General features: G+C 53.1%; 14 protein-coding genes and 1 pseudogene. All 15 read right to left on the bottom strand.

Annotated features, from left to right (window positions below):
• Positions 1-8 precede the first annotated feature (8 nt).
• The gene (locus GZH47_RS02305; RefSeq protein ID WP_162638351.1) at positions 9-1,109 is read right to left on the bottom strand and encodes a Gfo/Idh/MocA family protein; all 1,101 of its coding nucleotides are present in this window, start codon (positions 1,107-1,109) and stop codon (positions 9-11) included.
• Between the two features lie 23 nt (positions 1,110-1,132).
• The gene (locus GZH47_RS02310) at positions 1,133-1,900 is read right to left on the bottom strand and encodes a sugar phosphate isomerase/epimerase family protein (protein WP_162638352.1); all 768 of its coding nucleotides are present in this window, start codon (positions 1,898-1,900) and stop codon (positions 1,133-1,135) included.
• Positions 1,901-1,936: 36 nt separating this feature from the next.
• Positions 1,937-3,061 (bottom strand): Gfo/Idh/MocA family protein, encoded by a 1,125-nt coding sequence (locus GZH47_RS02315; RefSeq protein WP_162638353.1) that lies wholly within the window; start codon positions 3,059-3,061, stop codon positions 1,937-1,939.
• 85 nt (positions 3,062-3,146) lie between these two features.
• Positions 3,147-4,142 (bottom strand): Gfo/Idh/MocA family protein, encoded by a 996-nt coding sequence (locus tag GZH47_RS02320; RefSeq protein WP_162638354.1) that lies wholly within the window; start codon positions 4,140-4,142, stop codon positions 3,147-3,149.
• A 331-nt stretch (positions 4,143-4,473) separates the two neighbouring features.
• Entirely contained in the window at positions 4,474-7,347 is a 2,874-nt protein-coding gene (locus GZH47_RS02325; protein WP_450091451.1) for a beta strand repeat-containing protein, read from the bottom strand.
• A gap of 547 nt (positions 7,348-7,894) precedes the next feature.
• Entirely contained in the window at positions 7,895-8,704 is an 810-nt protein-coding gene (locus tag GZH47_RS02330; protein ID WP_162638355.1) for a class I SAM-dependent methyltransferase, read from the bottom strand.
• A gap of 117 nt (positions 8,705-8,821) precedes the next feature.
• Positions 8,822-9,289, bottom strand: coding sequence for a GNAT family N-acetyltransferase (locus GZH47_RS02335; RefSeq protein WP_318653408.1), 468 nt, complete (start codon positions 9,287-9,289; stop codon positions 8,822-8,824).
• A 184-nt stretch (positions 9,290-9,473) separates the two neighbouring features.
• Entirely contained in the window at positions 9,474-9,968 is a 495-nt protein-coding gene (locus GZH47_RS02340; RefSeq protein WP_162638357.1) for a DMT family transporter, read from the bottom strand.
• Positions 9,965-10,669 carry a Crp/Fnr family transcriptional regulator gene (locus GZH47_RS02345; protein ID WP_162638358.1) on the bottom strand — a complete coding sequence of 235 codons (705 nt, stop codon included), beginning with the start codon at positions 10,667-10,669 and terminating at the stop codon, positions 9,965-9,967. Before GZH47_RS02345 ends, GZH47_RS02340 begins: the two co-directional genes overlap by 4 nt.
• 35 nt (positions 10,670-10,704) lie before the next feature.
• Positions 10,705-11,130 (bottom strand): DMT family transporter, encoded by a 426-nt coding sequence (locus GZH47_RS02350; protein WP_162638359.1) that lies wholly within the window; start codon positions 11,128-11,130, stop codon positions 10,705-10,707.
• Between the two features lie 216 nt (positions 11,131-11,346).
• On the bottom strand, positions 11,347-11,856 hold the full coding sequence (locus GZH47_RS34570) for an NUDIX hydrolase (RefSeq protein WP_404823800.1): 510 nt from the start codon (positions 11,854-11,856) through the stop codon (positions 11,347-11,349).
• Positions 11,857-11,877: 21 nt separating this feature from the next.
• A pseudogene (locus GZH47_RS34575) lies at positions 11,878-12,705 on the bottom strand (DUF1835 domain-containing protein); the annotation flags it as partial.
• A 3-nt stretch (positions 12,706-12,708) separates the two neighbouring features.
• Positions 12,709-13,836 carry a phosphotransferase gene (locus tag GZH47_RS02360; RefSeq protein WP_162638361.1) on the bottom strand — a complete coding sequence of 376 codons (1,128 nt, stop codon included), beginning with the start codon at positions 13,834-13,836 and terminating at the stop codon, positions 12,709-12,711.
• A 73-nt stretch (positions 13,837-13,909) separates the two neighbouring features.
• A complete protein-coding gene (locus GZH47_RS02365) occupies positions 13,910-14,443 on the bottom strand; it encodes a P-loop nucleotide/nucleoside kinase family protein (protein ID WP_162638362.1) in 534 nt (177 codons plus the stop codon).
• A 222-nt stretch (positions 14,444-14,665) separates the two neighbouring features.
• On the bottom strand, positions 14,666-15,631 hold the full coding sequence (locus GZH47_RS02370) for a cation diffusion facilitator family transporter (RefSeq protein ID WP_404823801.1): 966 nt from the start codon (positions 15,629-15,631) through the stop codon (positions 14,666-14,668).
• Positions 15,632-15,722 lie beyond the last annotated feature (91 nt).

Consider the following 15,722-nt stretch of genomic DNA (forward strand, 5'->3'; position numbering starts at 1 on the left):
GCGACCGTCTACAGCAGGATCGCTTTCGATTCGGAGAACGCCAGCACTTCCTCGGCCGTAACCTCGCGTCCGAGTCTGTCTGAAATATAGATGCCTTCGCTGATCAACATCGTTTGCAGCGCAATCTCTGCCGTTGGGAGCAGCGGCACTCTGCCTTGGAGGACAGCCGCCCAGTGATGTTGGGAAGAATCATACGCATGTTCGTTCTCGCGCAGCTGATGGTGCCGGAAGCTCATCGCCCCGAGATCGAAGGTCGCATTCATGTCGAGATCGCAAAGCGTGGCGTGATAACTGAACGGATTCAGCCGCACCCCGCCTTCCGAGCCGACGATGCTGCTTCCCTCCAACGAGCCCAGTTGAACCGCCCATGCCTCGATGATATCCAACGTGAGTCCGTCTTCGAAGCGAACAAAGCCAAGACCAAGCTCCTCTACGTTGTAGCCGCTTAGCTCCTTGCGCGCTTCGTCCATGCCGATCTCCTGATAGGTCTTGCCGCTCACCCGAGCCACCCTGGGATTGCCCATTAAGTACAGCAGCTGAGAGATATGATAGACGCCCATGTCGAACAAAGCTCCGCCGGCAGCTTCTTCCTTCTTGACAAAGGTAGGGCTGCCATACCCATCCACATAAGGTCTGCCTCTGCGGCGGTGACCGGCGGAACGAGCATGATAGACGCGGCCCAGCTTGCCTCCTTCGATCAGCAGCTTCGCGGCTTTCGTCTCGGCCGTGTACAGCTGCGCAAGCTGAACGTGCAGCATGCGTTTGTTCGCGGCGGCGGCTTCCAGCATCGCTTTCCCGTCTGCGTAAGAACCGGCGATCGGCTTCTCGCAATAGACGTGCTTGCCGGCCTGCAGCGCTTCGATCGTGACGGGCGCATGGTAATTGTTATGCAGGCAGACATCGACCGCTTCTATATCGTCGCGTTTCAGCAGTTCTCTGAAATCGGCGTAGCGGTTCGGAATATCGTACAGGTCGCTTACCCTGTTCAATTCCGCTTCATTTAGATCGGCTGCGGCCACGACCTCGATTTCAGGTATTTTAGCATAAGCCTCTAGATGGCTTTTCCCGATCTGACCGACGCCGATAATTCCTATTCGGGTAGGCTTCAAGTAATCTCCTCCTTCAAGGATGCTTACACCTGCAGCGCCGGGGGCACGCTCAGCACCTGTTTGATTAAATCCACCTGCTCCTGCGTCTCTCGGTATTCTTCGCTGCCTTTGCCATGCTCGATGCCCCAGCCTCCAACGTAACCTGCGTCCGTCATGGACTTCAGCTTCGCGCTCGTCAGCGTCTCTGCATTCACATGGACATGAGCGGCGTGAGGAGCAAGACGCTCGTCCGCCGTATCTTTTCCTGTGGACCAGCGCTGCACGTGAAGCAGAATTTTGAAGGACGGGTGGTTGATGGCTTCAATCAATCGAAGCATCAAGTCCGGATTCAACGACGCGCCAAAATGGTTCTCCGGCCCGACGACGATCCCGATCTCCTCTGCCAGGCGGCAGTATTCGGTATACCGGTTGACCAAGAACTCGAATTCTTCGTCGGTCACGGTCTCCCGGCTGATTCCCCAGTCGATTCGCAAGCTCTTCGCGCCAAGGATTTTCGCCGCCTTGAAGTTTTCCAGCGCATTCCGGTACTGTTTCTCCCGTTCGGCTTCATCGTCCGCCCAGACAGCGCACCAGTCGCACGCAAGGCTCGGCAGCGTCATCTGCTTCTCGTCCAACGCCTGTCTGATTTTGGCGAGATAAGTATCTTCCGTGGAAGTAAGGAATCCATTCCAGATGCCTACTGCGTTAAGACCGTAGCGGTAACGTATGCTCTCGAGCTGATGGAAAATATCCATCGTCCCTTCCTTCAGCATGCCGTGAAACGAAAAGCCTTCGATCGATAGATTTTGCACAGTCGTTTCCTCCTTATGCCCTCGGGCGAGGACGGTTTAGATTTGAACCGCGACGTCGAGCTCATCGATGGTCAACGGTTGGAAAGTCGTCGTAAGCTCCTGCGTTTGACCGGTTGCGGCTGCACGGTAGCCGGATTCGATAATGTCGATGACATGTCTCGCATGCTCGGCGGTTACGATCGTCGGCTTGCCATCCGCGACCAAATCAACGAGCTGCATGATGTCCTCATAGACATGGGATTCATCCAAGTTGATGTGCAGGTCATTCACGTGGGGCTGCCGGTCCGCTGGATTGCGGAGTGCGACATCTCCGAATTTGGCGCCGATAATCGCGCCGCTTGTGCCGTAGACGTTAGGCAGCCAGTCCGTAATCGTGCCCGCGATCGTCGTATATACGATAACGTGGAAACTATTGCCGAAATCCAGCAGCATCGTCGTAGAATCATCCATCTCGTTGATGATCGTCTGATCCCTGAACTTATGCTCCGGAATGCCGATACCGGACATTGCCGTGATCCTCTTAGCCGGTCCGAGAATGCCGGTGAGATTGTGAAGGGCATACACGGATACGTCGTACATCGGGCCCCCGCCGGGCTTCTTGTAGTACCACTCCGGATTGACCGTCGTCAGAATGTCGTTGCCAGTACGGTACTCCTCGTTCAGGTGATAGGTTCCGCTGCCTGCCGAGGTTCCCGTAATGGCCCAGGCAAGCTGGCCGAGCGAACCGTCCAGCAGGAGCCGGCGCATGCGGCGGTTGACCGGGTGAAGCATCATGCCGGGCGAAGCGACGATTTGGAGATTGCGCGCCGCGGCCTTTTCGATCAAATCCGTCGCCTCGGACACTTTCGTCGTCATCGTTTTGTTGAAATGGATATGCTTGCCGGCTTCGAGCGCCTGCAGTCCTTGCTCGTAATGAAGACCGATCGGCGTGCAGATCGTAACGATCTCGACCGCAGGATCGGCAAGCAATTCTTCGTAAGACTCGTACGCCTTGTCGACACCGAACTTCTCCGCCGCGGCTTTGGCGCGCCCCGGAACCGGATCGCAGATCGCGGCCAATTTCACTCTTTCCTGTGCATCCGGCTGGCTAAGATGGGTTAGTGCACCTCGAAGGCCGATCGCCCCTGCTCCGACGACTCCAATACCAATACGTTTCGTCATGGTAGAACATCCACGCTCCGATCATTGGAATGATACGACTAGTGACGCTAAGAATTGGTGACATTCGGTAAGAGCCCGTCGTTTATTAGGCTAACGATATAAGTTTGCTGCCGTTAGCAGCGCTCTCCCATGCCGCTTCCGTTAAACGTGCGATTCTTAACCCGGTGCTGGACGGTGCGGCTGCCTCGCTCACCCTGCCAAGTACGAGGTTAACGAAATCGATGTCCGGATCGCTCGAAGAAGGAAGATCCGCTTCAGATACTTCCGTAAGGGACTTTTCCCCTTCCCTGGCGACCAAAATCTTGTTGTTGCGGTAGAGAACCGAACCTTTATCCCCGTGGATGGACACGTCCTCATGCCAGCCGATGCTCGCGCTGCCGACCACGTTGAAGGTCCCGATGGCGCCTCCATGGAATCGGACCGTTACGGCGGAATCGATGTCGACCTCTCTGCCGTGGTTCTCGATCATAGCAGATACGCTCTCCGGCTCGAGTCCCGTTACCCACAGCACGATATCCAGCAGATGGCTGCCAGAATCGTTCAATTGTCCGCCGCAGGATAAAGCCAGATTTTGCCTCCAGGTGCCGGTTGCGCCTTTCAGCCAGCTTTGCGCTTGGTACGCGCAAATGTAGTTGATGTTGCCTAATTCTCCGTTCTCGATCAAGTCGCGGATATACATGTACGGGCCCATCAGGTGACGCTGGTACGCGACAGCCAGATGCTTGTTCACTTTCTCGGCATGTGCAATGATTTGCGCTGCATTATCGGAACCGCTTACGAACGGCTTCTCCATGAGTACGTGAAGGCCGCCGTCAAGGCATGCCATTCCCTGTTCGAAATGCATGCTGTGCGGCGAAACAATAACGGCTGCGTCAGCCCCCGATTGGGCAATCGCTTCCTGGTAATCTGTATAGACAGCTATGTTGGCAAGCTGTGGAAAATTTTGCTTCACGAGGGTGATTGCTGCTTCAGACGGATCGGACAACGCGACGATTTCAGCCTCAGGCACATTCAACAGTCTGCGGATGTGCTCCCTTCCCATTCCGCCAACACCAATCATTAGAAAACGAACTTTTCCCATTGTAACGCCTCCCATAAATGAATTTTGCATTACGAAATAAAGCGCTTTCACACCCTGTTCAAAAAAAGATTGTTGTTGCTTTGGAGATAAAACACGCACGCTCACGAACGTTACATTATCGTCATTTTGCACACCAATCTTTTCAGGCAAATTATAACACCGGAGCATTTATGTGTATATTGTTTATTTGAGTCCGTTTTTTGTTGTTTTTAGCCTTATTTCTTTCTGAATTGTTACGACTGCCTGTTGATTGAAGTGCGGCGAAGTCACGTGAGCCATCGCTGGGAAAATGCTGTTCAAAGCTCCGGGCATCATGAAGTACTTCGCCGCCTTAGGTTAATCGATGCATGGACCATACGTTTGCAGAGGCCGTTGCTCCGCCCAGATTGATGTTGACGGTAAGGCCATTGTTGACGTAGAAGATTCCGATGGTGTCGCCCGCATCAAGCGAGACATCCCCGGTCAGGGTTACGGTCGCGCTGCCAAGAATGACGCGCAGGGTCAATAGAAGCAGAATATTTACGTCAAGAATCGGAAATAGCCCGGTAATCAAGTCGGTCACGGGGGCACTTGTTCGCCGGATGACGAAGCTCGGATTGACTCCGCTTCCGATTTGAACTGAAAGTGAAGCTGTAGTCGTGTAGGTAAGTGTCGCCTTAATCGCGTAGCGGCCGGTAATCGGAACCGTATACGTGCCAGTCGCGGCGTTAAATCCCGTACCCGTGTAATACGGAGATGTCACCGTCCAGTTGGTTAGCTGCGTACCCGTTGTTGAAGTAGTAGGCGTTCTTGTAGCAGAAAATCCATCGGCAAGTACGCTGGGGCCAGTGGCTCCGGTCTCACCGGTTGCACCGGTGGGGCCTGTAAGGCCTGTGGAGCCGGTTGCTCCGGTTGCTCCAGAAAGACCCGTCGCTCCGGTTACACCAGTGGCTCCCGTCGCTCCGGTAACACCAGTCGCTCCGGTTGCACCAGTTAATCCGGTAACTCCAGTTTCTCCAGTTGGACCGGTCGGTCCGATCTCGCCAGTAATACCTGTTGTTCCAGTCGCTCCGGTAATGCCATTGGCTCCTGTGACTCCAGTTGCCCCGGTCTCACCAGCTGCTCCGGTTGATCCTGTTGATCCGGTCACCCCATTAACTCCTGTAATTCCAGTCTCGCCTGTGGCTCCGGTTGATCCGGTGTCTCCAGTCGCTCCGGTCGCTCCTGTGGCTCCGGTCGCTCCAGCAACTCCAGTTGTCCCTGTTGGTCCTGTCGGACCTGTAGGACCTGTTGCTCCAGTCTCACCAGCTGCTCCGGTAATTCCGGTAGCTCCAGTGACTCCCGTGACTCCAGTCGCCCCGATCCCGCCTGTGGCTCCGGTATCTCCAGTGGCTCCGGTCTCACCTGTTACTCCGGTAACGCCAGTGTTACCGATTGCTCCAGTAGCTCCAGTCACACCGGTAACACCTGTTACTCCGGTAATGCCAATTGGTCCAGTGACTCCGGTCTCACCAGTAATGCCTGTGACTCCAGTTGCACCACTCTCTCCAGTGGCTCCGGTAGCTCCAGTGACTCCAGTTGCTCCTGTAATTCCTGTCTCGCCAGTTTCTCCTGTTGCTCCGATGTCTCCGGTCGCTCCTGTTACTCCAGTTGACCCTGTTGGTCCTGTCGGACCTGTGGCTCCGGTAACTCCAGTATTACCGGTTGCTCCTGTTTCGCCTGTGGCTCCGGTCTCACCAGTTGCTCCGTTGTCTCCAGTCGCTCCTGTTGCTCCGGTAACTCCAGTCGCACCAGTCTCGCCTGTTGCCCCAGTGACTCCAGTTACCCCAATCTCACCAGTCGCTCCGGTAGTTCCGGTTGCTCCTGTTGCTCCAATTGCCCCGGTTTCGCCAGTGACTCCGGTGTCTCCAATAGCACCAGTGGCTCCAGTTGCGCCCGTGCTTCCAGTAACTCCGATCTCTCCAGTAACGCCGGTTGCACCCGTACTCCCAGTAGATCCTGTTACTCCGGTAGTTCCAGTCTCGCCAGTAATACCAATGGTTCCAGTTACTCCTGTTGCTCCTGTATCACCAGTCGCTCCAGTGATTCCAGTCACTCCAGTCGTTCCGGTCCCGCCAGTTGCTCCTGTTGCACCGGATACGCCAGTTAATCCTGTAACTCCAGTCGCCCCAATCTCACCGGTTGCACCAGTTACGCCAGTGGTCCCAGTTGCTCCCGTGCTTCCAGTAATGCCGGTTGGACCAGTAAGCCCAGTCGGTCCTGTTACTCCGGTGGTTCCGGTCTCGCCTGTAAATCCTGTGGATCCAGATGCTCCGGTAGCTCCACTCGTTCCGGTAGCCCCAGTGGCACCAGTTGCCCCGGTCTCACCAGCAACTCCGGAAGCTCCAGTGACTCCAGTTACTCCTGTTGCTCCAGTTACTCCTGTTGCGCCTATTGCTCCGGTCTCACCAGTCGGTCCAGTGACTCCGACAACTCCAGTTGCACCAGTGTTACCTGTGGCTCCTGTGGCTCCTGTGGCTCCTGTGGCTCCTGTGGCTCCTGTGGCTCCTGTGGCCCCAGTTACGCCCGTGCTTCCAGTAACCCCGGTAGCTCCTGTGTATCCAGTAACTCCGGATTCGCCAGTAGAACCCGCAACTCCTGTTGCACCAGTCGGTCCTGTAACTCCGGTTACCCCTGTAGCACCTGCACCGGTTTCGCCAGTGGCTCCAGTAATCCCCGTTGCACCAGCTCCAGTCGCTCCTGTAACTCCGGTTACCCCTGTAGCACCTGCACCGGTTTCGCCAGTGGCTCCAGTAACCCCCGTTGCACCGGCTCCAGTCGCTCCTGTTACCCCAGTAACACCTGTAGCACCAGTCACCCCAGTCTGTCCAGTTGCTCCTGTCACTCCAGTTGCACCTGTATCTCCTGTAACCCCAGTCGCACCAGTTCCTGTTACTCCAGTCGCACCAGTATTGCCAGTCGCACCCGTATCTCCTGCAACTCCAGTCGCTCCTGTCACCCCAGTAACACCAGCAGCACCAGTCACCCCGGTCTGTCCAGTAGCACCAGTCACTCCGGTTTCTCCATTAACCCCAGTTGCTCCAGCAGCACCGGTCGGTCCCGCAGCTCCCCCAGAAGGTCCCGTCGCCCCGGTATTGCCCATTATGCCAGGGTCGCCTTGCGGTCCCGTCGCGCCAGTCGCCCCCACATTGCCAAAAGGACCCTGCACCCCCGGTATGCCGCGCATACCTTGAGGTCCTTGCGTCCCCCTGCTCCCTGTCATTCCAGCAGGTCCGACCGGTCCGGTCGGCCCCGTCGGACCTGTCACGCCGGACGGTTTGATCGGAGGCACGGGTTTGTGCTTTTGATGATGTTTCCGGTGATGTTTGCGGGAATGCTTCTTTGGGTTAGGTTTGCAGCAGCATTTATCGAGCGCCATTTGGCAGGCACCGCAAAGACGTATCGCTCTCTTTCGCTTCAACGGCTTCACCGTACCTTTCCTCTGGAACGCGAAGTAAGACAACACAAAAAACCTCTCGACGGAGGCAAGGCGTTGGTGGACATCCTCTACAAACGAGTCAGCATCTTGGGAGCTTGCATTCATCTCCTATGCACCTGTCACACAATATTAATACCTTCACAAGCTTACGTACTGCATGCAAAGCCCCTGTTTAGATCCTATGGAAGTTTTGCATCATTCATGTCTTCGGTCGGTCTATATGAAAAAAGCAGACCATCCCGAATTTCGAATGGCCTGCTGTTCTTTATGTTCTATGGGCCGCCAGCCACGTTCCTCATACCTTCGTCGCCTGCAGCGAGAACGTCAGCGGGATATCGTTGGATGCGTCTTTCCACCGCCATCGTCCGTCCTCGCCTTGCTCCATGAACGGAAAACGTTGATTGCTGCCGTGGGTGAACTCATGCAGGTAATCCAAGCGCAGGCCAGCACCGATTAAGGCATTCAGTATATCGCTGAAACTGTAGCTCCAGACATACTCGACACCCCGTTGATCGGCCGCCGGATCTGAATGCGGCAGCAGACCCTCGATCTGAAGAGGCTGTTCCGTGTGAAAATACGGATATCGCGTGTGCAAATCCGTCACTTCGCCGCCATCATCGAAAACATTGAGAAACGGATGCTCCTCCTGCAGGTACAAGATGCCGCCAGGCTTAAGGAAATGCGCAATGATTTTCGCCCAGCGGTCGAGATCGGAGAGCCAAAACAAGACACCGCCTGACGTATAGACGATATCGAACTTGTCATCAAGCACCTGCGGCAGCTCGTAAATATCCGTGCAGAGAAAACGCGCGTCCAGCCCGGTTTCGTCACGCAAACGTTCGGCGAGCGCGATCGCATCCTCGGAGAAGTCTACACCGGTAACATCCGCACCGAGGCGAGCCCAGGACAGCGTATCCAACCCGAAGTGACATTGGAGATGCAGCAGCGACTTGCCCGCCACATCGCTCAATTCCTCAAGGTCAATCGGGGTCAAGGTCGTTTTGCCTGCCTTGAACCCTTCGATATCATATCTGGCTGTACTCGCGGCATTGACAGCAGTACGTGCGTTCCAATGCGCTCGGTTGCTCGCGGTATAATCGGTCATGGATGAATCGCCTCCATATCCTCATGCTATTGTCCCCGCATAAAAGGTCCACCATATAAATAAAAAGCCTGATTCCCTCAGGCTTTCGCATTGATGCCGCATTATAGTCTATGAAGGCTATACCAACTTAAGCATACCTGTATAGATGCCCGGTTCCGGCTGCTCGATCTCCAGTGCGCCGACGGTGTGTTTGTAGAAGTCGACAGGGCCAGCGGCGCCTATAATGGCATACGCGTAACCGAAATCCCGCATCGCGAGAAGCGCTTCGAACAGCAGCTGCTTGCCGATTCCTAGTCCGCGGGTCTGCTCGTCTACCCCCGTCGGTCCGAAGAAACCTCTGCACGTCGCGTCGTAACAGGCAAATCCGAGCAGCTCGCCATCCTTCACCGCGACGAGACAAGCGACGGGCTGCCTGCTGAATGCAACCTCGCACTCGCTGCGCCAGCCTTTGCTAAACCGTTTCTCGACCCATTCGGCAACCGTTATCAGCTCAGGTCCGATTGCTCTGCGAACCGTAATTCCTGTACGAGCTGTAAATTGTTTGGGCGATTCGGATTCCGGCAATTGATATAGTTTAACCAACATATCTCCCATCCGTACTTCTTCCCTTCACCGTCTAATGTGGGTATTGCATCGTTATGATTCGAATTGCAGGTTCCCTATCGAGTCCCTATTGAGTCCCTGCCGATTCCCAAGGAGTTCCCCTAGATATCGTACCTTAACCAATGCCGGATGACAATCGCTCCCAATACCAATCCCAATTCCCTACTTAAGTTCTACTCATCATCGTCGGCATGGCGTTTGCGTTCTCCGACAGCTCAGTTTTACGCTTCGGCTGGAATTTGAATAACACCAGACCGGCAATAAGCGCCGTGATGCCGATAGCTTTCTGCCAACTGAACGGAACCTGCTCCAATCCGAACCATCCTGCGGAATCCCACCATAACGCGCATAACAGCTGGGAGGCCATGACGATCGCTGTCGCCGCGCTCGGGCCAAGAAGACGGACGCCCTTAACCACGCTGGTGACGACGCCGATTCCTAATAGTCCGCTGAACCAGAACCAACCCGGCATCGCCTGCCATTTCAGAAAATCCGCGCCCTCCATCAACATGCCCATGCCGAACGACGCGATGAATCCCATACCCAGCACGAGGGCAGTCGTCGTATGCGAATGTAACGCAGCGCTCGCTTTGTTATTGAATAAGGTCTGCACACTGACAAGCATCCCTGCCAGAAGCGCTAATAAAATGCCGGTAATCAACGCAAGTCCCTCCGTTCACCATTCTCGTATATGTTTCGCCCAGCGACGGCTTCGAGGCCTGCTCGGTCTTTGATCATGAGCGTGCCGCGACTTCGTTCTACCAGCTGCATCCGACAGAAGTTGAGAATAACCCGGTTCAAGTGCCGATAACTGGTGCCGATCAAGTTCGCCATGTCTTTCAAATTGGCCGTACTGACCTTTGCTTCTCCCGGACTCGTCACGGAGAGCAGATAACTGGCAAGCCGGATTTCAACCGGATACAGCAGATTGAAACTCAGCGCTACCGATTTCGAGTAAAATTTCTCCGAGATCATTTGCAGCATGAACTGCAGGAACGGTACTTCTTCGCGATAGAGCCGCAGCCAGCGTTTATGAACGCCAATCGCTTCCACGGCCGTTACCGCCGTTACCGTATTCAGATTGTTCAATTCGCTCAGGCACTCGATTTCGCCAAGAACGCCAAGCGGCGAAGTGAAATTCAGCAGCAGCGTATTCCCTTCTGCCGATGTCGTATAGATTTTGACTTTACCTTGCACGAGGTAGAAAATATGCTGCGGTTCTTCGCCCTGCGTGCACAGCGCTTCATCAGGCTCGAATCGGTACAGCACCAAATGCTGTCGCAATGCGGATGGGAAGATTTCTTCTAACGCATACTGTACAAGATAGCCTTCTAACCGATCGGCAGCTGCGATTTCCTTCATTCCAGCATCCCCTTCCTATTGGATAGTGTAGCCGCTTAGAAGGATAAACATAAGATTCCCGTGATCATAAGCGCAATGCCGATCCATTGCGGCGTGCGCAGCCGCAGCGTGCGATTGCCGAACCATCCGGCTTTCTCCATCGCTAATGTCGCCAGGATCTGGGCAATCAGGACCGCCGATACGGTGACGGCAGCACCATTGTGGTGAAAGGCCGTGATGTTGCTGAAGATGATGAAGGCCGCAAGCGCGCCGCCGAAACGATAGTGCAGCTTCACCTGCCTCAGTTTTCGCCAAGATCGATCCCCTGTGATCCATACAATAAGAAAAGCCGCCACGAACCCCGTGCCTTGCGTTAACGCTGCAGCCTGCCAAGTCCCAAGATGTTCGCCGATTGCCGCATTGGCCGTACTTTGCATCGTTAGAAATACGCCGCCCAATACAGCCAAAATAATCCCTTTCATTCCTTGACTTCCTCCTCGTTCATTTCTGCTCTCCCCATTAAACGACGAGCAGCTGATTCCGAAAAGGACATATGTCCTAAACGATGAAATCTCAGTTCGCGAGACCTTTCTTTCGAACACAGGATACGCGGTAACCTCGGTGTACACACAAAAAAACGACGGCGATTTTCGCCGTCGTCACTGACTGACGTGAAACTTCAAGGTCATTCAAACCGCTCATGAATGATGATGCAATCTACCTAACAAGTTATAAGTCGGGTTGACTTCCCATGTTTCATACGGAACCATTTCCTCAGCTTTCATCGCATCAAGCGTGCGGGATTTTTGCTGTGGACGGGTGATCCATTGGCCAATGTTGTGTTCATCCAACCGGATATATCTTGCTTCTATAATTTCTTCGGGTTGAATTTGTATCTCACCGCTGACGTACTCTGCATGAAACACCACGGATATAACCTGTTTCGATGCATTGCAATACACGCCTGTTATGCCGATAGGACGGATTACAATGCCGGTCTCCTCTAGGAATTCCCTGCGAATCGCCTCATCTAACGGTTCTCCAAGCTCAACGTTTCCGCCTGGCATTTCCCATGTATCTGAACGCCAGTGCGTCCTCAATAACAGAACTTCTCCCTTTGCATTCTTTACTAAAGCGGAAACAGAAATGATATGTTTTGGTGACTGAACTCCTCGTTCAAAGTCTTCATTTCGAGGGAGAACTTTTATGGCATATTGATGCAATGCAACCGGGAGACCTCTGAATCCCAGATAGCCATCGCTAATTAATGTCCAGATTCTATAATTGATGAACGCATCCCCGACAAGTTGGTTGATATGCTCGAATACGTTCGTTACGACGCGCCCCGCTTTGACGAAGCCGTCCTCGTCGGACATTTCTTCACATTCGGTGACCGCCTTTAAGATGCTAGCGTCCAGTCTGTCTTCCTCGCAGCCAATGACCTCGCCTTCCAGCCATAAGCGCAGCGTATGATCTCGCCCCGACAACGCTAACCATTCTGATTCATATTGCCGCCTTGTGCTTGCATCCAGAAGCTTCAGCCGACTGCATCGTTCGACCATTTCGCGATACACGTTCTTCTCGATTAAGCCTTGCGCATACGGCGGCACCAGAACTTCCGCTTCCGGTCGGAGTTCACTGAATAGCTCAGACACGTTTGCGATTCTAATCGGCTGCTCTCGTTGCTTCAACACGTGCAAAACGAATCGCAAGCCTGTCTGGTCATGGGCGTTATCGCCGCACCAAATCGTGATGGGCTTGGTTTCGGGAATTCCCGCGAGCGTTTCAAGCATATGCTCGAGCTGATGTTCCTCGTTAAGAACGTGGTTGAGGCTATAATCAGCAAATCGCTCCATGAACCAGCGCTGCCTCATCTGCCGGCCTTCTCTGCTGTCCAAATTCTTAATCGGACCGATCGAGAACAGATCGTTAAACGCGAGAACCAAATTCTCTCGACGTTTCCCGATTTCGCTGAACGTTACTTTCAAGGACCCCGCATCCGAGAGGCTGAACACGAGGTGGACGTCGCTTTGGATTTCAACTGCTTGATTGCTCATGTTCTATATCTCCGAACCGTCGGTAATGGTCTGCAAACGATTAGCTACCCACTCTACGTCATAACCTGCCTCGTTCATGATCAAGGTGTTGTACAGTTCTTCCAGACCGATTCGAAGCATATAGCAACTAATCGTTCTCCGATCTTCGGCCGTATTCATATATTGCACGCTTAAGTGCGCGATCAATGGTTGAAGCTTATCTTCGTTCCAGAACATGAAATTCGCGATGTCATATAAATGATCCCCGTACATGGACAAACTCCAATCGATCAAGCCGGTTATTCTTCCCCGGTCGGCGATTAAGTTGAATGAGCCTAAGTCGCCATGAATCAATTGCTTTTTGCTTATCTTGATATGAGGAGCGCCTTGCTTTAATTTGTGAATCGCCGCATCAATAACTTCAGCATCGATCTTCTTCAAATCCAGCCTGGACCAGTCATAAATAGATTCGTTATCAATCGCTTCAATGAAGTCATTCCAAGTCAGATAAGATGCCTTGCCAGTCTCGTCAAACCGGCCGTACCCGTCAACATCGGATACATCGACGGACTGGAGGGTTGCGAGTAGTTCGAGTATGGAAGCCATGACATCAAAAAGCTCCTTGCTGCTTAAATCGAATACCTTCACGCCTTCGATATATTCGAATACGGCGTACGGCTGCTGCTGCGATGTCTCGGAATTCCCAATCATGCGGCGGAGCGGCAGGAGTTGATGATACTTGTTATAGACCCATTGTTCTTTCTCGTGTACTTCCATGCGCGTCCCCGTCTTAAATACACAGCGTTGCCCTTTCACATCGAAAGAAAAGGTTTGCGAAGCAAGGCCGCCCGTTAGCTCTTTCAGATCGGCCGCTTCCGGAAATTGACTCCGAATCATGGCATGGATTTCATCCTTCGTTCGCTTAGGAAACATCGTGAGCACTCCCTTGAAAAAGATTTTACTCAACAGCAATTCGTCCAAGGAGAGATTATAGATTCGGGCAAGCACGATGATCGAGTCGATGTCAGGCATGTTTTTTCCGACTTCCCAATTGGACAGCGTTTGCCTCGCGATGTTCATTTTAGCGGCAATTTGTTCCTGCGTGAACCCGGCCTTCAATCTTCTCAATTTAAGTTTCTCGCCAATGGTCATGTTCATCTTCTCCTTGATGCTATTGTCTCATCTTCCGGAAATAAAGCTAGCAAGGATCTGTTGCGGGGCGAAGTTAGTTATGAATATAGAACAGCACTTTCTCTATGTAATCGTCCAAGGGTTGCGAAGTGTCTACTTTCAGACATTCCAAGTGCGATGGTTTTTTCGCTCGGTTGATTACCTCCTGCCATCTTTCTTCGGGAATATCGACTGGCCCGATTTGGGTGATCATCCGCACGCGATTGGTCAACCGGCGATTAAGTTCAGCAATATCGTTCAATACGCACTCTACATATTTATATTTCGCATGATGCTTCTCAGCCACAGCCGTACCTTTCTCGACCAGCTCATCGTACAAACAAGGACTATCCAGTATAACGTTATAGCCCTGGGAGAGATGGAAATCGACTAAAGACCACTCAATATGATACGCGATCCCTCCGGCACGCTTGGGATCCACTTCTAGTTTCGCTACTTCCATTCCCTCAACCAAGCCTGTTTTCACGATATCATGATCTATGATGACGGCTTTCGTGAATTTCGCGATTTCCCTGGCAAGCGTCGATTTGCCCGACCCGGGAAATCCGGACATTTGTACGAAGAACATGTCTATCGCCTCCGTTATCAATTTGTAGTCGGTACTAGATTGCTAACCAAGCTCTGCAAATTATCTCTCGCACCAATAAAATAATGCAGCCCATCTTCTAGCTAATAACGAAACCAAGCCAAACCAAGTTGCAAATACTGGGAAGCAAAATAAAAAAAGCCGCTCGTGAGGCGGCTGTAATCGGTCGTTACTTCTCTATTGCGAGCGATGTCCTTGACTGCACTAGGTATGGACGGGCTCAAGCGGCTCTTCTTTTCTCCAATCGCGGACGCCATTATCTTCAATGATTCCTAAAGTGACATCGGATATTTCCGGCATGGCGAGGAGCTTGTCCCGGATCCGAAACTTAATATCATCGGCATCCGCAAGCGTCATCCCTTTGCGCAGTTCGATTGCTCCTTCTACGTGGTAGAAACGTCCTTCTTGGATGACCCGCATCTTGTTAATGTCGGTCACGTAGGCATCGGCAAGAATGATTTGCGCGATTTTATCTTCGACGACACGAGGTGCGGCGACGCCGATCAGACCGACCATGTTGTCGTACCCGACCTTGAAGGCCACTCCGACCATTAATAAACCAATGATTATCGTCGCGATCCCGTCGAAGACCGTAAAGGAAGTAAATCGGGATATGATAACCGCGATAAGCGCGAGCGCCGCGCCGCTGGTCGCTACGATATCTTCGTAGAACACGAGGCGCGTAGGCGGGGCCGCGCGTCCGACGTTCCGGATGGCGGCGCCAACGACAGCGAAGCCTTTCGCTTCGTCGCGCGTCTCATGGACGATTTCTTTCATCGCTTTGATGAGGACGACGCCGTCAACCGAGATCGAAATGAGCAAAACGATGAAATTCAACCAGAAATTCGTAGCATGCGCAGGGTGCCGGATGAGATGAAATCCTTCTATGATCGTTTCATACGCCATGATGGTAACGACGATAACCGCGACCATGCAAAATAGATTAATGACGCGCCCGAATCCGGTCGGAAACCGTTTCGTAGGCTCGCGCTCGGCAAGAATACTGCCGGTAAAGACAAAAGCCTGGTTCACTGAATCCGCAACGGAGTGCATCGCGGATGCGAACATCGCGCCGCTTCCGCTCACTCCCGCTGCTATTCCCTTCAAAATCGCAACGCCCGCGTTTCCGAGTGCGGCTGCTAACGAAGAGGTATTTCCTTTTTTCATCATGGCCAATAAATTAGACAAAGCCTGCTTTCCCTCCAATGAATTCGAAATCCTTTAGGTTGCTATACGTTAGACGTAGTCATTGGTTACAAGG

Origin of the sequence: Paenibacillus rhizovicinus (assembly GCF_010365285.1) — a bacterium.
Lineage (GTDB): Bacteria > Bacillota > Bacilli > Paenibacillales > Paenibacillaceae > Paenibacillus_Z > Paenibacillus_Z rhizovicinus.